Genomic DNA, 24,049 nt, shown 5'->3' on the forward strand with positions numbered 1-24,049 from the left:
ATCCCTCAATTCTTAAATCTTTTCTGTAAATTTTCATATAATGCATAACTGAGCTTTTTATAAACATCTGTATAGTTATTAGAAGCAAAAATCTTCATCGATTCTTCATCTTCAATAATTGTTGAGCTAATCGTGCTTAGTACTTCTAATTGACCTAGCTGTATATCAACTGGTGCAAGTAATAATAATACTGTCTCAATTTTAATTGTTGATTGATCCATCGCTTTTACTACCATTGGTTCATGAAGTTGAAACGATAAAAATACAGGCTTTACAACATATTCTGAACGACAGTGATATAACGCTACATTTGTGCCAGGTATCCCTAAACCGCCCTTCTTTTCTCTATCCAAAAGTTGATTTGATACTTCGAAATAGTCACCGATCAACCCTCTTAAGTTGGCTTGTTTACATACCTCCAATAATAAAATTGATGAAGTTGGAATAAATGGTAAAGAAATCGCCTCAAATGTATCCAAAATATGTAGCACGGTCTCTGTAAATTGGTGAACAATCTCCATATTTTGTTTAATTGATTCTGGCGTTTCTAGTGTTATTTTCTTTTGAACAGTTTTGCTATGGAGCTTTCTTAATAGCGTCGCTTCTGTCGTTAAGGAATTGCGCTTTATTTCTTCACGAATTTGTTCAGCCTCTTCCTTTGTTAACAACGGATTTACTGTAAAATATTTTTGTGAGAAGCCTGGCATTTCAACAGTTGATAAAATAATATCGTATTTTTCAAAGTGAATATTTTTTAAGTTTGCTAAAGACGATACTTCAATTTCAGTGATCTCTTTTATCTCTTTTTTGATTCGACTTGCTAACATTTTAGAAGAGCCAATGCCACTTGAACATAATACAAGTGCCGTTATTTCTTTACTGTTATCATAGATTACGTGTGATGAACCAAAATGCAGCACAAGATAAGCGACTTCCTCAATCGGAAAAACAACCGATGGAAAGGCAATTTTCAATCCATTTTGAATGATCTTAAATAGAACAGGATAGTTATCTTGAATTTGGCTGGTTAATGGGTTATTTACATCTAGTTTTTTTTGAATTCGATAAATTGCTGGTTCAATATGTGTAATTAACCCCTCAAATAACGCATGATCTTCATCAAAATTTATATCAAGTTCCTCAGATACATAGTTGATTAGCTTTTTTGAGCCCGCAATAATTTCGGTACTACTTTCTTCTAACCAATCATTTTTCTCCTGGCGTTGTCTTGCACCCAATAAGTGCATCGTAATATACCCTTTTTCTGCATCTGGTATCTTAACTTTAAACACTTCTTCTAATTCATTTACGATTTGACCTGCTATATGAAATTCCTTAGAAGTTCCTAGCTCTTCAAGTACTACCTGATTAATCTGTATGACCTCACCCTGAATAATTCTTTCGATTGCCAAAGAAAGATGAATTGTAAAAGTCATAAATGCACTATCAGCTAAAGAGTATGGTAACTGTTGTTCATTATCCCGAATTATTTTTCCTATTATAGTTAACTTCTCGAGCTTTATTATTTCTAACAACCCATCTGAGAATCTATTCCTTGTCTCGCGCTCATTTTCCATTACAGACAAAAACTCATATTCATTTAATTGTTGTGCAATCAGGTGCCCTAATGCCTTTCTCTTTTTCCTTTCAGAACCAAGCAAAGCAATACCGTACCCTTTTTTTCTGATCAGTTCTAAATCAAAGTCCTTTAGCCACTCTTCAACTTTATTTAAGTCGTTACTAACCGTAGCAACCGTAACATGTAGCTCATTTGCCAGAGAGCTTAATTTAATAGATTCCGGCTCTTTCAATAAGGAACAGAGAATTAACTCTTGTCTTTCTTTTTGAGTAAACTCTTGCCCACTTTTTAATATTGCTATTTGAAGCTCATTTTTTTGCTCAGGTGACCCTTCGATATACATCCCGACACCTGATACCTTTTTAAATAAAAGATGATGAGCTTTAACAATACCTTCGACCCCTTTAAGCTCTCGTTGCACGGTTCGACTACTTACATTTAAGTGCACTGCAATTTCTTGAGCATTCATTCCGTTTGGATGATCTAACAACAAAGTAATGATTTCTCTTTCTCTAGCTGATATATACATGTATACCTCTTTTAAAATTTATTATTATTTTAATAAAGAGTTCACTAATTCATCATACTTCGGACTATTTAAGAAGTTTTCTACTGAGATATGAATTGCATTTGGCACTTTTGCTTTTGCTCGATCAGTTAAATCTTTATGTGTTATGACAACATCTACATCATTTGGTAGATTATTAATTGCTACATTAGTAACCTCTAAATCTATTCCCGCTGTTTTTACCTTTTTGCGCATTATTGATGCTCCCATGGCACTTGATCCCATACCCGCATCACAAGCAAATATAATTTTTGTCACTTCTTTACTAATACCAAGAGAACTAGCTACTTCTTTTTCAGTCTGTAATAGACTAGCCACTTTACTTTCTTTTCCTTTTAAATCTTGCGTTTTTTGAGCAGCTTTTTCTAAATCTTCGTCTGATGCCACAGATTTTGATGATTTTAAAACGACTGCTGAAATAATAAATGAAACAGCTGTTGCTACTAATACTCCCGCAAGGATTGGTAAGTATCCTCCTTTTGGTGCCATTGCTAAAATCGCGATAATACTACCTGGAGAAGCTGCTGCTACAAGTCCTGCTCCTAAAACATTAAAAGTAAATGTTCCGGCAACACCACCTGCAATAACTGATAAAATTAATAAAGGTCTCATTAAGATATAAGGGAAATAAATCTCATGAATCCCGCCCAAGAAGTGAATAATAACTGCTCCTGGTGCTGTTTGTTTAGCCGTTCCTTTTCCGAAAATTGTATATGCTAATAAAACGCCTAAGCCCGGTCCTGGGTTAGCTTCTAATAAAAATAAAAGTGATTTTCCTGCAGATTTTGCTTGTTCAAGACCAATTGGACTTAAAATCCCGTGGTTAATTGCATTATTTAAAAATAAAATTTTAGCTGGTTCAATAAATATGTTTGCTAATGGAATGACATTTGCCTTTACCATCATATCTACGCCGTTTGCTAATACTTCAGTTAAAGTTGATACAACCGGATTAACACCAATTAAACCAATAATTGCTAAAATTGCTCCGATTATACCCGCAGAGAAATTATTAACTAACATCTCAAATCCTGATTTAACTTTTCCTTGTATAGCTTGGTCAAATTTCTTTATGGCCAAACCGCCAAGTGGCCCCATAATCATAGCCCCTAAAAACATTGGCATTTCAGCACCTACAATTACACCCATTGTTGCAATCGCTCCAACTACGCCGCCTCGAATATCATGTACCATTCTTCCACCGGTAAAACCAATTAACAATGGTAGTAAGTATGTAATCATTGGGCTTACTAAAACTGCTAGCTTTGCATTAGGAATCCATCCAGTAGGTATAAATAATGCCGTTATTAATCCCCATGCTATAAACGCACCAATGTTTGGCATAACCATTCCGCTTAGGAAACTACCAAACCGTTGTATTTTTACTTTTATTTTACTATTTTTACTTGTATTCAAATTTTTACCTCCCTCGTAAACCTTGTATCTAAATGATAAAACGCTTACAGTACCAATACAATGAAATGAATATTCGTATTTGTCACAAACTAAAGTGACAAAATTTAAAAGAAGAAAATTCGCACTGTTCTTATTTCCTTCTTTTAATAGAATGATAGATTTTACATTTCCGAGCAATAGGTCTCACATCACGGTTGTACACACGACATATTACCCATGTATTTTTCACTACATAATACTCACACTTCAGTCGAAATCCCAAAAATAAAACAAATAAAAAAGGAACATATTCTCAGTTAGAATATGTTCCTTCTTATTTGACTGTTTAAAAATTATCCAACCTGGCCACTATATTTAGATTCCTCTTCCGGGAATAAGAATCCTAACTCATGGTGCTCACCTTCATAAACGGAAGATTGAGCAATACGCATTTCAGAATTATAATCAATTACTTCTAATTTACAGTACGCGCGATTAATTTGAAGTGCTTCATAAAATTCATTAACGGTTGACACATTTTTTCCATTTACCTTTGTAATGCTTTCACCAACTAGTATTTTCATTTTGTCAGCGACAGAGTTTGGTAAAATTCCTAATACAGTAAGGCCCGTTGATTTCGTTGTGAAGTATGATGGTGTATTAGTATCTCGATTTCTATGAAAATAACTGATTGCTTCTCTTCCTACTACTGCGATTGCAGCAGCAATAAAAGCTACAAATCCAATAAAATAACTTAAGATTCCACCAATGCATACTAAAATCGCTAAAGAAACTATTCGCTTACCTACTAACTTAATTGAATCCTTTGGTAGCATTCCTTGAATTAATTGGTAAAACCCAATCCCAAATGGTACGCAAATTATAGAATAGCTACTATCGCCTAAAGAAAGTGTAGGCCACCATGAATAATCACTTACAATTGGTCCACTTGGTATTAATAAAAATAAAGGAATCATCCATAATTTATTTGACTGATGTGCCCCTACTCTTTTTCCCCGTTTACTCTCAATAAATAAAGGCGTTGTATGCTTTGCCGCATTTCGCTGAACTAATATTCCTTCAGCCAATAGCATTAAACCAAGTAAAATAATGATAGCAGGAAGCATTGCACTCATATCGCTAGGAACAAACTTATGTAAAAATGGTAAAGATCCTTGTCCTCTATTTAATAAAGGTAGCGCAACTAATGCTAGTCCAAAAATATTAGCTGGTGACATCCATCTAAATTGCAACAATAGCGCACAAATAATCGTTAGCACACTCAATAAATAAACCATTTCAATTGGAATACTTATTCCAGCCCCTAACGTAATAACCGAGAGAATTACTCCAATAAATAACCCAGACCATATTGAAGTCTTCCACTCGAACGTTACATTAAAATTTCGGACTGAAAAATGCTTACGTTCACGCTTTACACGAATATTGCCACATATAATTGATGCGATAAAGAATATATAAGTAAATGGATTTAAAAATAATTTACCTAATCCAACTAAGAGTTCAGAGACTAAATTTGACCACATAACATTCACCACCTTCTTTTATTAATAGATTGATATACTTATGTTATCGGTTTATTGATGTTTTTTCAAAGAGAATATGTTTTAAAACAATAAAAAAAGCACACTTCTTCTCAAAGTGTACTTTCGACATCAAAAACTAAAACTCCTGCATGGTTTGTAATTTCGAATCTATTTCCCGGGAATTATGTCAAAAGAGGACGAACTGCTAAAAATATTCTGCTTTTCAAAACCAGTTTATCTACACAACAAAAGGACGAATTAATATTCGTCCTTTGTCTGTTATTTTTACTTAGCTACCATATCTAAAGCTTTTTCTAATTGTAGATCATTCTTTTCATCTTTAATTTTATCAATTAATGATGCCTCAAGTTTATCTGAAGTTAAAGGATCGATTTTACCATTGACTGTAATACCAGCAGCTCCTTGGAAGTCCTTAACAGCAGTTTCTGTTTGCTTGCTGAAGTAACCATCCTTACGTCCTGGGTCATATCCTAAACCTTTTAACATAATTTGAGCTTGCTTAATATTCTCATCATTGTCATCAAATTTAAATGTTTTCTTTTTATCAATCGGTGTTGCGTAGAAATAATCAGGCTGTTTCACCGCAACATCTGGTTTAATACCTTTTTTATGAATCCAAGTACCATCTGGAGTTAACCATTTAAATTGAGTTAGCTTAATGTTACTGCCATCCTTGAAATCTAATGTTGATTGAACAGTACCTTTACCATATGATTTTTGACCAATTAATTCATAATGTCCTGCTTCACTTAATGCTGCCGCAAGAATCTCAGCTGCTGATGCACTACCATTATCAATTAATACATCAATTGGATATGGTTTCGCTTTTGTTAATTTAGTATAGTATTTCTCACGTTGGCCATCTCGATTTTCTACTTGTAAATATGGTTCATTTTTTACAACTAATTCTTCTAATACACCTTCAACAGCTTGTAAGTAACCACCAGGATTACCACGCACGTCAATTGTTAGGCCTTGAATATCCTGATTCTCTAATTTTTTCAATTCCTTCTTAAACTCATCAGCTGTTTTTTCATTAAATGAAGTGATATGAATATATCCGATTTTTTCATTGTTTACATCTTTAACTGAACTAAATACTGTATACATTGGAATATCGTCACGTTTAATTGTAAATTTAATTGGATCTGCAACTCCTGGACGTTTCACTTCTATCGTTACATTAGTTCCCTTTTTACCACGGATTTTTAAGACAGCATCATATTGAGATAAACCTTTTACACTTTTACCATCAACAGATAAAATTTCATCCTTCGGTTTCAGACCAGCCTTTTCTGCAGGTGAATTTTTAATTGGAGATACGATAATTAACTTGTCTCCATCTTTAGAAACCTCTGCTCCAATTCCTTGGAAAGATGAACCTAAAGATTCGTGGAATTGTTTAGCTGTTCTCCCATCCATATAAGTCGAGAATGGATCATCTAAAGTTGTCACCATTCCTTGAATTGCTCCTTCAGTTAATTTATCCGGATCAATTTTTTTCACATATTGGTTCGCTATTATTTCGTAAGCTTTTTGTATTTTAGCTATATTTTGATCTTCAGAAGCTTTTACTTCTTTACTCTCTGATAATTTCGAAACGATCGTACTTGTACCATCACCAAATCCAAATGTACCTACACCCATACCAACAACAAATGTCGCTGTTGCAAGTAGAGTCGTTGTTTTACGATTCATACAGAACCTCCTATTTTTCGTTCCTTTTAGAACGTTCCAATCTATTAAATAGTGTATGTATTGAAAAAGCATCACACAGACGTGCGATGCCATTTCTGTTCTATTATATGATAAGCCTGTATCACTTATGTTTGCAAGTAGAACACGATTTAATAAATTTTTATTAGAAGAGTTTAATTTATTTTGGAAGATGTTGCAAGTATGGAGTTAAATCAATTCCTAAGTTATTTGCAAGTTTCTCACCTAAATTTGCGTCAGCACGATAGAAGTTACAAACTGCACGAAGCTTAATTTTTTCATCTACGTCTGCCATATCAGCGCTAATATTTTTAATAACAGCATCCTTCTCTGCTTTACTATATCTATTCCATACTTCCCCTGCATGTCCAAAGTCATTCGTTTTTTCGATTTTCTTACGCTCAGAAACACCGTTTAATGGCTGAGCCACTTCTACATAATTCGTATCCTCTTTTGGCGTATTTGAGTAGCTATTTGGCTCAAAGTTAATTTGATGGGTTTGCTGACCAATTGGCATATGACCATCGCGTTGGCCATTCGCTACTTTCGCAAAAGGACAATTAATAGGAAGCTGCATATAATTTGCTCCAATTCGATATCTTTGTGTATCTGAATACGAGAATAGTCTTCCTTGCAGCAACTTATCCTCAGAAGGTAGCATACCGGGAACTAGTACACCAGGATTAAATCCAACTGATTCTGTTTCAGCAAATATGTTTTCCGGGTTTTTATTTAAGATCATTGTTCCAACAAACTGACGTGGAATCACATTTTCAAACCAATCTTTTGTAGGATCTAATGGATCAAAGTCGAAATCATCCATATCTGCTGGATTTAATACTTGAACATATAAGTCCCATTCTGGGAAATCTTCATTTTCAATTGAAACATATAAATCACGGCTCGCATGGTTAAAATCTTTACCTTGAACTTCACTAGCTTCTTCCATTGAAAGATTTTCAATTCCCTGCTTTGGTACCCAACGAAGTTTTATATATACGGTATTCCCGTATTCGTTTACCCACTTATATGCATGAACACTTGAACCTCTCATTTGACGGTAGTTCGCTGGAATACCTTCATCAGAAAATACATGTAATAACATATTTGTTGACTCAGGCGTTAGTGACATAAAATCCCAATATCGGTTAGGTGTTTGTAAATTTGTTCTTGGATCTGGCTTCAACGAGTGAACCATATCAGGGAATTTCATTGCATCACGAATAAAGAATATTGGTAGATTATTACCGACAAAGTCATAGTTTCCATCTTCAGTATAGAATTTCACAGCAAACCCTCGAGGGTCACGTAGTGTTTCAGGAGAATGCATTCCATGAATAACTGTTGAGAAACGAGCAAATACCGGTGTTTCCGTACCAGCATCTTGTAGAAATTTAGCTTTCGTGTATTTTTTCATACTATTTTTAGTGATGAAAACACCATGTGCTCCAGCTCCACGCGCATGTACAACACGTTCAGGTACTCTTTCACGATCAAAATGAGCTAGCTTTTCAATTAATTGATAATCCTCTAATAAAGTTGGACCTCTACGCCCTGCCGTAAGTGAATTTTGATTATCTCCAATAGGAACACCTTGATTTGTTGTTAAACGGTTATTTGTCATATCATTTCTCCTTAATTATAATTATTATTAATTAGTAATAAATATATAATAAATTACTTTTAAATGAAAATCAATATCAAATTATAATTATTATAAACTAGGAATATTTTAACTAAATTGGATTTTTTTTATTTATGTAAAAGTAATATGCTATTTTATTAGATTCGTTGAAAAAATCTGGTGGATCTGTCATTTTTTTAACATTAAAAGGGATGAAGATGCCGTTCTAACAAGTAAGCGTAATAGCCACATAGAGAAATAAACTTTTAAGTTGGGGCTAATTTATTTGTTTTTTTATTTAATAGAGGTTTTTGATGAAAACTACTTAACTTTTTTAAAAACTAGCGAATTTTTGTTAAAAGGTGATACTATTTCATCGGTTTGACGGCATTTTTTTTGATATTCTGCATTTTAATTGCGATTTCCCATTTTTATTTGCGATTCTCACTTTTTATTTGCGATTCCACAATTTTAATTGCGATTCTCACTTTTTATTTGCGATTCCATAATTTTAATTGCGATTCTCGCTTTTTATTTGCGATTTCCCAAATTTATTTGCGATGGCCTATTTTTATTTACGATTCTCACTTTTGAATTGCAATTCACATCATTTACAACTCCTCAATTTTATGTGCAATCTTCAACACTCGTTTACGATTCCCTACCCCTTATCACGATTTAAAAACAAAAAACCTATCCCAAAAAATTAGGATAGGTTTACTAACTTAAAAATTAATATATTTCATCGGATCTACTGCATTTGTTTTAGCGTAATTCCATTCACCTTTGTGTAATTCAAAGTGTAAATGTTGTCCAGTAGAGTGACCTGAATTACCCATATAACCAATTTGCATACCTTTTGAAACAGTTTGTCCTGTTGATACGTTAAAACTAGCTAAGTGAGCATATACAGTTGTCCATACTTGTCCATCTATATTATGTGTAATGAATACACAATTACCATAAGTAGATGAGACGTAAGCACGTATAACAACTCCATCAGCTGCTGCTACAACTGGTACACTACCTGCTGAGGCAATGTCAACTCCTTCATGGAATTCCCCGCCTTCGAATGAACGTTGGCCAAATCCAGAGGAGATGTAACCGTTAGCCGGTCTTGTAAAGTTTCCGCTAGACACTGTTGGAGTACTATCAGAGCTTCCTGTTGAACTACTAGAACTACTAGAGTTTCCAGAGCTTCCAGATCCACTTGAATGACTTGAACTAGTAGATGGTTTATTTTTTTCTGCTTCAGCCTTGCGCTTAGCTGCTTCTGCGGCAGCTTTTGCAGCTGCTGCTTTTTCCGCAGCTTCTTTCTTGGCTCTTTCTTCAGCTTGTTTCTTAGCTATTTCAAGTGCCTTTTGCATTGCAGCTTGTTGACTAGCTAAAAGTTGATCTTGTTCTTTTAAATTTAATACATCTTCATGGGCTTCGCTTTCTCGCTCTTTTAAGGAAGCCATTAATTTGTTCTTTTCACTTACTTGACTTGTAAGTTGATTTTTAAGACTCTTTAAGCTCGCTAAATCACTTTCAATTTTTGCTTGCTTTGCTGTCAAATCATCTTTTTTAGCACTGACTTCTTTTAAGTCTGAGTTTTGCTGTTTAATAATGTCTTCGTCAGCCTTCATAATAGTTTGTACAGCACTCATTCGTTGAATTAAATCTCCGAAACTATTAGCCCCTAGAATGACATCAATATAGGATACCATTCCCCCAGCTTTTTGAAGAGATCGCATGCGGTTTTTCAATAATTCTTGACGAGACTCAATACGCTCCTCAATAAACTTAATTTCTTCCTTTAGTTTTGAAATCTGCACTTTCCCACTATTAACTGCATCTTCCGTTTGGTTAACTTTTTGCTTAGTTACTTTCATTCGTGCATCAAGTTTTTCAAGCTCTGCAACAACTGCTTGCTGGTCATGTTTAATGTCCGCAATTTTGTTGTTTGTTGCATCCGTCTTTTCCTTAACCTCACTACGCTTCGTTTTGATGCGGTCAATTTCAGATTGGTACTTACTTTCAGCAAAAGAAACGGATGGGATAGCACCGATTATGAAAGTACTGCATAACATAACCGTTATTACTTTCGATGATTGTCTCCTGTTCATCTAAGATCCCTCCTTTTATGTATATAGAAAAGCCCTAGTACCTGTATCAACTCAAAAAAGACGTTAAATGAGGAACTAGAGCTCATCAATCGCATTACGTTATTAATAAAACTATCGATAAAAAACTTACTCTTATTTTCGTAAAAACTTACGAATAGACATAACAGAACCCCACATACCGATTACAGCACCAATACCTATTAAAACAGCAGATAGTTGGTACACAAACGGTGAAAATGGTAGTAATGTAAACATTGTTCCTGCCAATTTTGGCATTAGCATATTATAAATGACCTTATAGCCAGTTAATAGTATAACGATAGGAATAACTGAACCTAATACCCCTAGTAACAATCCTTCTAATAAGAACGGCCAACGAATAAAGTTATTAGTTGCCCCTACTAATCTCATAATCTCAATTTCACGACGTCTTGCCATAATCGTTATTTTAATCGTATTAGAGATTAGGAACATTGCTGTAAATAATAGTCCGAAAATCAGTACTAAACCGATGTTACGACCTACAGAAACGGCATTAAATAATTTTTGTACTTGTTTTTTACCATAAATTACTTCGTCAATATATTTTAAGCCTTCAATTTTTTTCGCTACAGGAGCAATTTGCTCAGGAGAATCTGTTTTAACGATATACGTATCATTTAATGGGTTTTGTTGCTCAAATAGTTGGAATGCTTTCCCATCTTCGCCCATGCTTTTGATTAGATTATTTAGTTCTTGATCTTTCGACGAGAACTTAACAGTCGTTACATGATCTAATTTTTGAATTTCTTCTTTTAAAATAGCTTGCTGTTTTTTATTTGCTGTTAAATCAACTAATACACGTACTTCAACATCTTTTTCTAAAGTCGTTCCGATATGATTAACATTTAAAATTACAGTTAAAAATACACCAACAAGCATCAATGTAACTGCAACAGCACTTACTGATGCAAAAGTCATCCAACCATTTCTCTTTAAACTACGAAGTCCTTCGCGAACATGTCTTCTTGCAGTTCTAGCTTTCATAACCGTACACTCCTCTCGCTTGGTCGCGTACAATTTTTCCAGATTCAATTGCAATAACACGTCGCTTAATCGTATTTACAATTTCTTTATTATGTGTCGCCATTACTACAGTTGTTCCACGGTCATTGATTTCTTTAAAAATCTCCATAATTTCCCATGTAGTCTCAGGGTCTAGGTTACCCGTCGGCTCATCTGCGATCACTACTTTTGGTCTGTTTACAATAGAACGTGCAATCGAAACACGTTGCTGTTCTCCACCAGAAAGCTCAGTAGGTAAGAATCGTGCTTTATGTTTTAACTTAACAAGTTCAAGTACTTCCATAACTCTCTTCTTTATTGTTTTCGGATTTTCTTCAATAACTTCAAGTGCAAATGCAATATTTTCATAAACTGATAATGTCGGTAATAACTTATAGTCTTGGAATACTACACCTATATTTCGGCGTAGTAAAGGAACCTTTTTATCCTTCATATGGCTTAAATCAATTCCATTAATTAAGATCGAACCCTTTGATGGTTTTTCTTCACGATACATCATTTTAATGAATGTCGACTTACCGGCACCACTTGGTCCAACGACATAAACAAATTCACCTTGGCGAATTTTTACATTAATACCATTTACCGCAAGAACACCATTAGGATAGGTCTTGTATACATCTTTTAACTCAATCATGACATTCTCCTTAATTTTTGTTCCATTTTTCTTCTATCAAATCATATTAGATTCATTCTGGATGTAATTTTTCTTGTCTTTTCTTAATCTCACGTTTCGCCTGCTATTTACATTTTTCGATAAATTCAGCTAAGCTCCTCTATTATACCACTTAAAAAATGTCAGAACTGATAAATTTATGTTACATTTTCATAATAGTCAATATAAATTTCGACTTTTCAGAGTGATTCTTTAACAAATTTTGGCATACTGTAACTAAAATGAAAAAAAACAGACCTTTTCTAATTAACAGAAAATAGTCTGTTTTATTAAATTAGGTTATGGTTTTAATTGGAAAACAAAACCAAATGACATGAAAGAAGTAAGGATTGACAAAATAGCCTTCCTTACTTCTTTTTCGTTACATAAACCTGATACATAATTAGCAACCGAACGATTTGCTTGTCCGTTTTAACAGCAAATCATCAAAAAATCTAACGCTTATTTTTTAGTAGCTAACCACATTGCAACACTCTTCGCTTCGTTTCCTTTTAAAACTCCACTAGGCATTGATCCTCTACCATCATGAATAATATTTTCTATATCTTTTTCAGAATATTTCGCTCCAACCTTTTTTAAACTTGGCCCAATTATACCTTCTAAATTTCCACCGTGGCAGCTAGCACAAGTTTGTTTAAAAAATTTTTCACCGTTTGCAACTGAAGCCGGCTCACTTGAATCTTTAGTATCGCTTGTATTGTTGTTATTATTTGATCCACACGCTGCCATTGTTAACAACATACCACCAGTTACAAATGCAAGAAGTAGTTTTTTCACAAATATCGCCCCTTTAATATTCCCATAACTATAGTCTACTACTTATAAAAGTATTTATTTTTCCTTTTTATGTCAAATTTGTGAATCCTTCACCAAGAACCTCTGTTGCATCCACGACTGTGATGAATGCTTGTCGATCGATTGACTGAACGATGTCACGTAGGGAAGAAAATTCTGTTTGATCTAATACACACATTAATACTAGACGATCTTCATTAGTATATCCTCCAACACCGGTAAGCTTTGTTACACCGCGATCTAGTTCGTGAACAATTGCGTTCGTTACTTGCTCTACTTCTGATGTAATAATAAGTGCCATTTTTGATCTAGCAAGACCAATTTGAACTAAATCAATTGTTTTACTCGTAACAAATAGTGCAATCAGTGCATACATACCACTTTCAAGATTAAATACGATTGCAGAAGTAAGTACAATTAATCCATCGATGAATGCTACACAGATTCCAAGTGAAAAACCTGTATATTTATGAACGATTTGAGCTGCTAAATCTGTTCCACCTGTAGATGCTTTACCACGGAATACGATCCCCAGACCTAAACCAATAAAAAGTCCACCAAATATAGATGCTAAAAGTGGGTTATCAGTTGCAGGCTTTACATTGTATAAATCAACTAAATATACTACTAGCGGAATAAAAATTGTTCCAACTAATGTTTTTGCTCCAAATTGACGACCTAAAAAAATAACACCTGCTATAAATAAAGGAATATTAAATGCCCACTGTACAAAAGCTGGGTTAAATCCCATAGTACTTTTTAGAATAGTCGAGATCCCACTTACTCCTCCAGAAGCAATATGGTTTGGTAATAAAAATACACAGAATGCAATAGCTATAATAGCTGAACCAATTAAAACGAAAAAATAATCAAAAAACGTTTTTCCCCACCCTACAGTTAGAGCAGTTGAATATTTTACCTTTTTCAAACTTATCCCCCTCAAAATTTCTCACTTATCGAAAACTTTTCGATTTTATATCCTTTTTATCGGATACTCTCTCTATTTTTTATTATGAAAAAAACAATAAGATTTCATTACACTTAAACAAAATTTACTTTCTTACATTTGTAAAACAATCGAAAAATAAATATGATTCATGTAACTCCTTCACATTAGTAAGAAAGTTCCTTGCTAATCCCCAAAAAGAAAAAAGTTCAAAAGAATAACACCTTCTAAATAGAAGATGTTGTTGGTCACAGACTATCTGAATTAGATTGATAAAAATACCTCTTTAAGTCCTCAAAGATTAAGGCTGGTAAGAATGAAGTGCTCTTCAATCTTATCAGCCCATTTTTCAAAATTAAATCTTTGAACGTAAGTAAGCATCGATAAATGGATCAAGTCCACCATCCATTACTGCCTGAACATTACCTACTTCAGCATTTGTTCGGTGATCTTTAACCATTGAGTAAGGATGGAAAACATATGAACGAATTTGACTTCCCCAGCCAATTTCTTTTTGTTCTCCACGGATTTCATCTAATTGAGCTTGTTGCTCTTCTATTTTGCGTTGATATAGTTTTGCTTTTAACATTTTCATTGCAGATTCACGGTTTTTAATTTGTGAGCGTTCTGACTGACAAGTAACAACTGTGTTAGTCGGTGTATGCGTAATACGAACTGCTGAGTCAGTCGTATTAATATGCTGACCACCTGCTCCACTTGCACGGTACGTATCAATTTTTAAATCTTCCGTACGAACTTCAATTTCAATCTCTTCATTAAATTCTGGCATAATTTCACAAGAAACGAATGAAGTATGTCTGCGACCTGAAGAGTCAAATGGAGATATACGTACTAAACGATGTACACCTTTTTCCGCTTTTAAATACCCATATGCATTGTGTCCTTTAATTGCTAAAGTTACACTTTTAATTCCTGCTTCGTCACCAGGTAAGTAGTCTAATGTTTCTACTTTAAATCCACGTTTTTCAGCCCATCTTGTATACATACGTAACAACATAGAACCCCAGTCTTGTGACTCAGTTCCACCCGCTCCTGGGTGTAATTCTAAAATTGCATTATTCTTATCATATGGTTCACTTAAAAGTAACTGAAGCTCAAAGTCATTTAACTTAACTGTTAATACTTTTACTTCAGAAACTAATTCTTCAAATAGCTCTTTATCGTCTTCTTCTTTAACTAACTCATAAGTTATTTCTAGGTTCTCATAACCTTCATCTAAGTCATTAAATTCATTGATTACTTCTTTTAAACCACTTACTTCGCTAATTACTACTTGCGCAGCTTTTTGATCATCCCAAAAATCCGGTTCTGACATAAACGCTTCAAGCTCTTCTAATCTTGCTTGTTTTGTTTCGACGTCAAAGAGACCCCCTAAATGCTTGAAGGCGTTTCGCCATCTTTTCTAATTCTTGCTTTACTTCTACTAATTCCATTACATAACACCTCGATTAAATTTTACGAACAATAAAAAGCAGGTAAAGACAAGTAGTAAAGTGAGTATAACTAATGAAAGTTATAACTCATCCTTAACAGTACTTGCCCTTGCCCCTTTTCATATAGTTTCTATTTTATTAGATTCCTTTACCGTGGCAATTTTTATACTTCTTACCTGATCCACAAGGACAATCTTCATTACGACCAATTTCTTCGCCTTTTACGATTGGTTTTTTCTTAACTTCACCTTCACCGTCATTACTTACATGAATCGCTTCACCTTGTACAGCTTCACGCTCTACATCGGCTTCAATTTCAGCTTTCATAATGATGCGAGATACTTCTTCTTCAATAGAAGCAATCATCTCTTCAAACATTGCAAAACCTTCCATTTGATATTCACGTAATGGATCGATTTGTGCGTATGCACGTAAATGGATACCTTCACGAAGTTGATCCATTGCATCGATATGAGCCATCCACTTACCATCAACTGTACGTAATAGTACAACCTTTTCGAACTCACGCATTTGTTCTTCTGGTAGGACTGCTTGTTTTTCTTCATAACGTTCAAATACCACTTTTTGAATTAACTCAACCATTTCATCTGGCTCAATTACTCGTAATTGTTCAACTGCAACTTCATCTTCATTTAACAAGTTAGCTTCTAAGAAATCAACGATTCCTTCTACATTCCACTCTTCTTGAAGTTGTTCGTTTGGTGTATGAGCTTGAACTACTCTGTTAATAGTTCCTTCAATCATACTCTTAACGATTGGTTGTAAATCAGTTGAATCAATAACTTCAGAACGCTGAGCATAAATAACTTCACGTTGTTGACGTAAAACATCATCGTATTGAAGTAATTGTTTACGAGCATCAAAGTTATTACCCTCTACTCGTTTTTGTGCAGATTCAACTGCACGAGAAACCATTTTACTTTCAATCGGTTGAGTATCATCTAAGCCTAGACGGTCCATCATTACCGATAAATTATCTGAGCCGAATCGACGCATTAACTCATCTTCCATTGATAGGTAGAAAGTTGTCACCCCTGGGTCACCTTGACGACCAGAACGACCACGTAACTGATTATCAATACGACGACTCTCATGTCGCTCTGTACCAATAACGGCTAATCCGCCAAGTTCACGTACGCCTTCACCTAATTTAATATCTGTACCACGACCGGCCATGTTTGTTGCAATCGTAACTGCGCCTTGATGTCCAGCTAAAGCGATAATATCAGCTTCACGTTCATGGTTTTTAGCATTTAATACTTCATGCTTAACACCTTTACGTTTTAATAATTGAGCAATTAACTCTGAAGTTTCGATCGCAACTGTACCAACAAGAACTGGTTGGCCCGCTTTGTGGCGCTCTACGATTTCATCAACAACAGCGTTAAATTTACCATTCATTGATTTAAATACAAGATCCGGTTTATCCATACGAGCGATTGGACGATTCGTAGGAATAACAAGAACATTCATATTGTAAATATTACGGAACTCTTCTTCCTCAGTTTTAGCTGTACCTGTCATACCAGAAAGCTTTTTATACATACGGAAGTAGTTTTGGAAAGTAATTGTCGCAAGCGTCATACTTTCGTTTTGGACTTTTAATCCTTCTTTAGCCTCGATCGCTTGGTGAAGACCTTCACTGTAACGGCGACCTTTCATTAAACGACCTGTAAATTGGTCAACGATCACAATTTCCCCATCTTGAACTACATAATCAACATCATGCGTCATTGTAACATGAGCACGCAATGCCTGAGTGATATGATGGTTTAGATTAACATTTTTTAAATCAAATAGGTTTTCAACGCCGAAAGCTTTCTCTGCGCGTGAAATACCATCTTCAGTTAATAGAACTGATTTTGTTTTTACATCATACGTGTAATCATTGTCTAGCTTAAGCATTCCAACAAATGCATTTGCCGCAATATACGCTTGGGCCGATTGTTTCGCCTGTCCAGAAATGATTAATGGCGTACGTGCTTCGTCAATTAAAATTGAGTCAACCTCATCAATAATTGCATAGTTTAACGGTCGTTGTACGCGTTGTTCTGCGTAAACAACCATGTTATCACGTAGGTAATCGAAGCCTAATTCATTATTTGTATTATACGTTATATCACATGCATATGCTTCACGCTTCTCATCAGGTTCCATGCTATTTAAATTAAGACCAACTGTCAGTCCTAAGAATTCATATAATTGACCCATTTCTCGAGCATCACGAGTAGCTAAGTATTCGTTGACAGTAACAACATGAACACCTTCTCCACTCAATGCATTTAAGTAAACTGGTAAAGCAGATGTTAATGTTTTACCTTCCCCAGTTTTCATTTCTGAAATATTACCTTCATGTAATGAGATTCCACCTAATAACTGCACAGGATATGGAGTCATACCTAGTACACGAGTAGCACCTTCACGAACTACAGCAAACGCATCAGCTAAAATATCATCAAGTGTTTCACCTTTTTGGATACGCTCTTTAAACTCAAATGTTTTACCTCTAAGTTCATCATCAGTTAATTTAGCATACTGATCTTGTAAAGATATAACTTGATCAACCTGTTTTTGCATTTTATTTAATTGTCGTTGATTAAGGTCAAAAACCTTTTTTATCATTCCAAGCATTCGTAACGCTCCTCTATTTTAAAGTCATAAACTAAAATGTCATTAAGTAAGTAGATACTATTTCTAATTTTATCATTAAATGAAGTTAAGTGACAACCTTATGTCGAGAATGTTCCGTTAGAATTATTTAATATTTTCGAAAATATTAACAAATAAGCAAAAAAGGACTAAGCTTAATCATCAGCTTAGTCCTTTTATTATTATTTTGTTGTTATATTATTTAGCTTCAATTAAACCATAACGTCCATCTTTTCTAGCATAAACGATGTTGGTTTTATTTGTATCGCCATTTAAGAATACAAAGAAGTTATGGCCTAGCATATTCATTTGCAATACGGCTTCTTCTGCATCCATAGGTTTTAAATCAAATTGCTTTGTTCGTACTAACTCAATATCATTTTCATGCTCTTCTACTGCAACAGCTGCTTCAGTAGTAGATGGTGCAAACATAAATTTTAATGAACCTTTTTCTCGTAGTTTACGATTAACTTTCGTTTTGTGTTTTCTAATTTGACGATCTAGTTTATCAATCACTAAATCAACAGCTGCATATAAATCTGCATGTTCTTCTTCTGCACGTAATAACATATACGTTCCAGGAATAGTTACTTCAATTCTTTGCTTGTCGTGGAATACCTTAGCATTAACTCTAGCTGTTAACTCTTCGTCAAAATAACGATCAAATCGTGATAACTTTTTATCTACATAGTCACGAATTGCTGGAGTAATTTCAATATTTTCGCCTCGGATGTTTAGCATCATATGGGTTTCCTCCTTCATCAAGCTCCAAAAGTGAAAGCTGTCATACTTATATTCTACACCTCAATTCGAAAATCCTGCTTGCTAATTTTGTCCAATATTCGAAATCTCTGTGTCATTTTAATGAACGTTTATACATTTATATCAGATTATATTTTTATCTCACTCTAAAGATACATACTACATTTTCACGGAAAAACAAACAAAGGCTTACTCAAATGAGTAAGCCCTCGTGGTCCGAATCTATATAAGCAAATACTTACTTATTAACGGAAAAATTAAATTTTAGTAACGTTAGCAGCTTGAGGTCCACGGTTACCTTCAACGATTTCGAAGCTAACTGCTTGGCCTTCTTCTAAAGATTTGTAGCCGTCTGCGTTAATTGCTGAGAAATGTACGAATACATCGTCTCCATCTTCGCGCTCGATAAATCCAAAACCTTTTTCTGCATTAAACCATTTTACTTTACCTTGCATTCAAATCCATTCCCTTCAGTCGAAAACTTGTGAATCTTCTCCACAATTCAACTATACATCATAAAACCAGGACAAGTCAAAAGTAGCTTATCGCCTTTTTTTTCACGAATTCGACAAATAACGAAAAATTCTAATTATTCCTTCATTTATCTTATTCGCGAACCTTTTAACTTGTCCTGCTATAATTTACCTATTTTTTCCAAAAATATTATTAAATTAATTTTTCTATTAAAACCACTGGTTCCTATAGACTTTACTACACTTTAAATCTGAAAGGTACAGTAGTTACTATAACGCTTCGTTTATGAAGTAAATACGCACGTAATAATAAACTTGATTGGTTGTGTAGAATATTATGCCAGTTTTTCTTCGTAATAAACTGTGGAATTAAGACTGTAATTTCAAAGCCTTGCTCATGAGCTTTAGCTTCCATTTCATCAATTACTTTTAGAAGTGGTCTAGTAATTTCTCGATACTCCGAATGGACGACAATTAGGTTTACATTCGGATTCCATGCTTTCCACTTTTCTCTCATTTGATCTTCACTTTCCTTATCAAAAGAGATATAAACAGCATAGACTTCATCGGCAATACCTTGAGCGTATTGCATTGTCCGTTCAACTACTTTTGTAATTCCTGCAACAGGAACGACCATGATATTTCCACTTATTTTTTCAGGAATATCATTATTTAATCTTAATTGGTCACCTACTGCTTCATAATGCTTACGTATTCTCAAGAAAAGAATAACAATCAAAGGTAAGAAAATAAAGATTGACCAAACTTGGTTTAGCTTTGTCGTTAAGAAAATAATTGAAACTGTTGCAGAAATAAATGCCCCTACAAAGTTTGCGATTAATTTTGGGAACCAACCCGGTGGCTTTTGCTTAATCCATTTAACAACCATACCCGTTTGAGATAGTGTAAACGGTACGAATACACCAACAGCATATAGTGGAATTAACGCTTCTGTTTTACCTTGGAACGCAATAATTAATAATATTGAAGCAACGCCAAGTGTAATAATACCATTTGAATAACCTAAACGATCTCCTCGAAGTAGATACATTCTTGGCATAAATTTATCACTTGCTAAGTTATATGCAAGTAATGGGAAAGCCGAGAATCCAGTATTTGCTGCTAAAACAAGAATTAAAGCAGTTGTACCTTGTACAAAGAAATAGATTATATTTCTTCCGAAAATATCGGACCCTAATTGAGACATTACAGTTTCTTCAGCATTTGGTACAATTCCATACCAGTATGCTAAAAACATGATTCCTGAAAAAAGTACAGCTAAAATTGACCCCATCATTAATAATGTTTTTGCTGCGTTTTTATCAGAAGGAACCTTAAAGTTAGGAATTGCGTTCGATATTGCTTCTACACCAGTTAAAGCTGAGCAACCAGATGAAAATGCTTTTAAAAGAATAAAGAGCGAGATTCCCGGAACAACCGTACCGATAGCCGCATGATCTGTTTGTGGTGCATGACCTGTAAAGACGTTATACAAACCTACGATAATGATAATAACAAGTGCTACAACAAATAAATAAACTGGATATGCCAAAATTGAAGCAGATTCAGTTAATCCACGTAAGTTTAAAATCGTAATACACATAACCAAAATAACAGCAATAAAAACTGTGTGAGAATGCAAAATCGGAAAGGCGGATGTAATCGCGTCCGTTCCCGCTGAAACACTAACTGCTACTGTCAAAATATAGTCAACAAGTAAGGAACCACCTGCAACTAAACCTGGAACGACGCCGAGGTTTTGCTTAGAAACGACATAAGCGCCACCACCATGTGGATAACTAAAAATAATTTGGCGATAAGATAATATTAATGCTAATAATAAAACCAAAACACCTATACCAATCGGAACCGAATACCAATATGCTACTGCCCCTACAGTAGTTAATACGATCAAAATTTGTTCAGGACCGTATGCTACTGAAGATAGTGCATCTGATGAAAGGATTGCTAATGCCTTCGTATTCGATAACCTTTGTTCACTTAATTCTGTCGACTTAAGTGGTTTACCAATCAAGTATCGTTTTAATATCGATAACATATGTACACCTCTACAAAAAAAGTTAAAAACTAAACCATTTGAGTTTATCACATTATTAGAAAAAATTGTGTGATATATTATGAAAATCTTTCCAAGAATTTATTAAGTTTTTATCAAAATAATTAATATTAACTTTCCTCTAATTCAAATTAAAATACTACAAAAAATTAAGTCCCTATAAAAACATAATTCCACTATTGAAATTCGATTTACTTAGTCTAAATTATTATATTTTGGCGAAATTGACTTAGCACAAAAAAGACCTGGCAGTTCTCTGCCAAGCCCAATTATCTTTTATGTAATCTATAGTTCTTTAATAGAAATTAATACTGAACTCCTCACCACTTAACACCGACTTTAGATCTTATTTTTTATGAAAGTACTTAAGCATTTTTTCAGCAACATCCATAGCTTGTACTTTGTAGGTTCCTTCTTCGATTTGCTTTTTTAATTGCTCTATACGATCATTGCGTTTCGTGATTATCTCATCGGCATTTTGATTTTCCATAGCCTGAGGGGAGATTTCTATTCTTTCTTCTCTATTCTCTTGTTTATCCTCTGCGATTTTTTCTATGTTGTTTTGATCTAAATGAAATCGATCTTCATCAGATGGATTACCCTTCATTTCTCTCACCTCATCGTTAATCGCTTATTACCTCTACAATAGGCATTTTGCTCTATTTCTAGTTTTTTCTTTCTATTATATTCAGTGCACATAATTTATATCGGCAAAATTAGTAGTAAAATTAATTCATTTTACACATGACAATACACTAACATTTATGCACGAATTAATGTTAGCGAATATACCTCAGCAGCACCATTTTCTAACAAAATTGTTGCAGCATCTCGCACGGTTTTTCCTGTTGTATATACATCATCAAGTATTATTACCGATTCATTATCGATCTTCATCTCCCCACTAAATGAAAATATTTGATCTCGGTTTAGCCTTTCATTTCGGTTTAACTTACTTTGCCTTTCTGTATGAATTCGTTTTAAACATTTGGTTAAACTTAACCCGGCATAACGCGCAAGCTCTTCTACTTGATTAAAACCTCTTTCGTTTAATCTCTCATTACTTAACGGGACAGGCACTATTTTATAATTTCCAAAAGAATTTTCATAGTATTCTTTCAAATCTTCAGCAAATAATGATGCTAATTTTACATCACCACAAAATTTAAAATAAGTTAACCACTCTTTTATTTCATTTGTATAATGAAATATTGATTTATTTATAATCAGAGGTTGATTCGGATTTTGCTCCTTATATTCTAAACAATTTTTACAAAGCTTTTGATTCTCTAATACATGGCCACAACAAATTTCACAAACTGGATCAATAATTTTTATAAACAGCCCTTTACATTGCAAACATACGATATCCTTTTTTTCAAAGAACAGTTTGTGCAATGTAAAATTCTCAATAAACCGACCTCCGCAATATATACAGATCATTTTTTATCTAGCCATCCTCTCTTCAGTCCTAATTCATTCATTAGAAGGATTTGCTTTTTAGCTCTAACCATTTCCTCACTAATGCCATTATGAAAAAAAAGTACCTCTCCGGTAGCATAATCAATATGTCTTCCCGCTCTACCTGCAATTTGAACGAGTGCACTTTCAGAAAAAACCACTTCATCAGCACCTAGTACTGCAATTTGACTATTTGATATCGTGACACCTCGCTCTAAAATAGTCGTTGTTATAAAGATTTGAATTTCTCCATTTCGGAATGCACGAACTTTTTCATGTCTAGATTGGTCTTTACTATGGACTGATGCAGTTTTATTAGATATCTTTTTAACAGCTTCTTCTATATAAATACATTCACTAATCGTCGGGATAAATAGAAAGATTGGACAGTCTTCTAGTAGAATTTTTTTTAGCCATTTCTCTAGTGGTTTTGGGAGTTTTTTTGATTTGTGGATTACTTTACGCCAATTACCAATCCATTCGAAGTCTGGCACAGGCAGAGGTTGTCTATGGTATCTAGCGGGGACCATAACGTTTTTAATTCTATTTTTTAGCGCTAACTGTTGTAGAGTTGTTGACGGGGTGGCAGTCAATTGTACTGTTGAACCTATCATTGTTCTTGCTTCACTTGCAACCCAGTGCAAATGCGTTTCAATATTATAAGGAAAAGCATCGACTTCATCAATAATTAGAAGATGGAAAGCATGCCTAAATTTCACTAACTGATGAACTGTACAAATTGTTATTCTATTACCGTCCCATACTTCTTCACTATCACCATAAAGTACTGCAATTGAAATAGTAGGGAATGCTTGCCGAAAACGATTAGCTAATTCTAAAACAACATCTACTCTTGGAGTCGTAATACAAACGAATTTACCTTGCTGTAGTGCAGCATCAATTCCGTCAAATAACATTTCAGTTTTTCCTGCACCACATACTGCCCAGAGAAGCAGACTTTGATTTTCATTTACAGTTTCAACAACCTTCAGAGAAGCTTTCTCTTGTTGAGGCGAAAGCTTTCCAGTCCACTCAAGTCCAGCTATTGAACGATCTAATTTCATATCAGCTTCATTTATAACAAGCTTTGTACAAGTTGACATTTTCCCCAT

General features: G+C 34.3%; 18 protein-coding genes. All 18 read right to left on the bottom strand.

Features of this window, described 5'->3' with window-relative positions; translation table 11 throughout:
* Positions 1–5 precede the first annotated feature (5 nt).
* Positions 6–2,108, bottom strand: a complete 2,103-nt coding sequence (locus CN692_RS08965) for a BglG family transcription antiterminator (protein ID WP_098118811.1) — start codon at positions 2,106–2,108, stop codon at positions 6–8.
* A gap of 24 nt (positions 2,109–2,132) precedes the next feature.
* The gene (locus CN692_RS08970; RefSeq protein WP_098118812.1) at positions 2,133–3,563 is read right to left on the bottom strand and encodes a PTS mannitol transporter subunit IICB; all 1,431 of its coding nucleotides are present in this window, start codon (positions 3,561–3,563) and stop codon (positions 2,133–2,135) included.
* Between the two features lie 332 nt (positions 3,564–3,895).
* Positions 3,896–5,089, bottom strand: coding sequence for a PDZ domain-containing protein (locus CN692_RS08975; protein ID WP_098118813.1), 1,194 nt, complete (start codon positions 5,087–5,089; stop codon positions 3,896–3,898).
* Between the two features lie 285 nt (positions 5,090–5,374).
* Complete coding sequence (locus tag CN692_RS08980) at positions 5,375–6,808, bottom strand: S41 family peptidase (protein WP_098118814.1); 1,434 nt, start codon at positions 6,806–6,808, stop codon at positions 5,375–5,377.
* 178 nt (positions 6,809–6,986) lie between these two features.
* Positions 6,987–8,450 carry a catalase gene (locus CN692_RS08985; protein WP_098118815.1) on the bottom strand — a complete coding sequence of 488 codons (1,464 nt, stop codon included), beginning with the start codon at positions 8,448–8,450 and terminating at the stop codon, positions 6,987–6,989.
* 725 nt (positions 8,451–9,175) lie between these two features.
* The gene (locus CN692_RS08990; RefSeq protein WP_098118816.1) at positions 9,176–10,558 is read right to left on the bottom strand and encodes a murein hydrolase activator EnvC family protein; all 1,383 of its coding nucleotides are present in this window, start codon (positions 10,556–10,558) and stop codon (positions 9,176–9,178) included.
* A 132-nt stretch (positions 10,559–10,690) separates the two neighbouring features.
* On the bottom strand, positions 10,691–11,584 hold the full coding sequence (gene ftsX / locus CN692_RS08995) for a permease-like cell division protein FtsX (protein WP_098118817.1): 894 nt from the start codon (positions 11,582–11,584) through the stop codon (positions 10,691–10,693).
* Entirely contained in the window at positions 11,574–12,260 is a 687-nt protein-coding gene (gene ftsE / locus CN692_RS09000; RefSeq protein ID WP_098118818.1) for a cell division ATP-binding protein FtsE, read from the bottom strand. Before ftsE ends, ftsX begins: the two co-directional genes overlap by 11 nt.
* Before the next feature lie 480 nt (positions 12,261–12,740).
* Positions 12,741–13,076: a cytochrome c551 gene (gene cccB / locus CN692_RS09005; protein WP_257143996.1), complete on the bottom strand. Its 336-nt coding sequence runs from the start codon at positions 13,074–13,076 to the stop codon at positions 12,741–12,743.
* Between the two features lie 67 nt (positions 13,077–13,143).
* Entirely contained in the window at positions 13,144–14,022 is an 879-nt protein-coding gene (locus CN692_RS09010; RefSeq protein WP_098118819.1) for a YitT family protein, read from the bottom strand.
* A 373-nt stretch (positions 14,023–14,395) separates the two neighbouring features.
* A protein-coding gene (gene prfB / locus CN692_RS09015) for a peptide chain release factor 2 (RefSeq protein ID WP_098118820.1) occupies positions 14,396–15,494 on the bottom strand; the annotation gives its coding sequence in 2 pieces (ribosomal slippage) (positions 14,396–15,421 and positions 15,423–15,494; 1,098 coding nt in all).
* A gap of 138 nt (positions 15,495–15,632) precedes the next feature.
* Entirely contained in the window at positions 15,633–18,146 is a 2,514-nt protein-coding gene (gene secA, locus CN692_RS09020; protein WP_098118821.1) for a preprotein translocase subunit SecA, read from the bottom strand.
* Between the two features lie 216 nt (positions 18,147–18,362).
* Positions 18,363–18,908 carry a ribosome hibernation-promoting factor, HPF/YfiA family gene (gene hpf, locus CN692_RS09025; protein ID WP_098118822.1) on the bottom strand — a complete coding sequence of 182 codons (546 nt, stop codon included), beginning with the start codon at positions 18,906–18,908 and terminating at the stop codon, positions 18,363–18,365.
* A gap of 275 nt (positions 18,909–19,183) precedes the next feature.
* A complete protein-coding gene (gene cspD, locus CN692_RS09030; protein WP_088001105.1) occupies positions 19,184–19,381 on the bottom strand; it encodes a cold-shock protein CspD in 198 nt (65 codons plus the stop codon).
* 256 nt (positions 19,382–19,637) lie between these two features.
* Entirely contained in the window at positions 19,638–21,458 is a 1,821-nt protein-coding gene (locus CN692_RS09035) for an APC family permease (protein ID WP_098118823.1), read from the bottom strand.
* A 364-nt stretch (positions 21,459–21,822) separates the two neighbouring features.
* A complete protein-coding gene (flgM, locus tag CN692_RS09040) occupies positions 21,823–22,083 on the bottom strand; it encodes a flagellar biosynthesis anti-sigma factor FlgM (RefSeq protein ID WP_098118824.1) in 261 nt (86 codons plus the stop codon).
* A gap of 155 nt (positions 22,084–22,238) precedes the next feature.
* Positions 22,239–22,835, bottom strand: a complete 597-nt coding sequence (locus CN692_RS09045; RefSeq protein ID WP_098118825.1) for a ComF family protein — start codon at positions 22,833–22,835, stop codon at positions 22,239–22,241.
* An 80-nt stretch (positions 22,836–22,915) separates the two neighbouring features.
* Positions 22,916–24,049, bottom strand: a complete 1,134-nt coding sequence (locus CN692_RS09050) for a DEAD/DEAH box helicase (protein ID WP_179874399.1) — start codon at positions 24,047–24,049, stop codon at positions 22,916–22,918.

The sequence above is a fragment of the Bacillus sp. AFS002410 genome, assembly GCF_002556365.1.
GTDB lineage: Bacteria > Bacillota > Bacilli > Bacillales > Bacillaceae_G > Gottfriedia.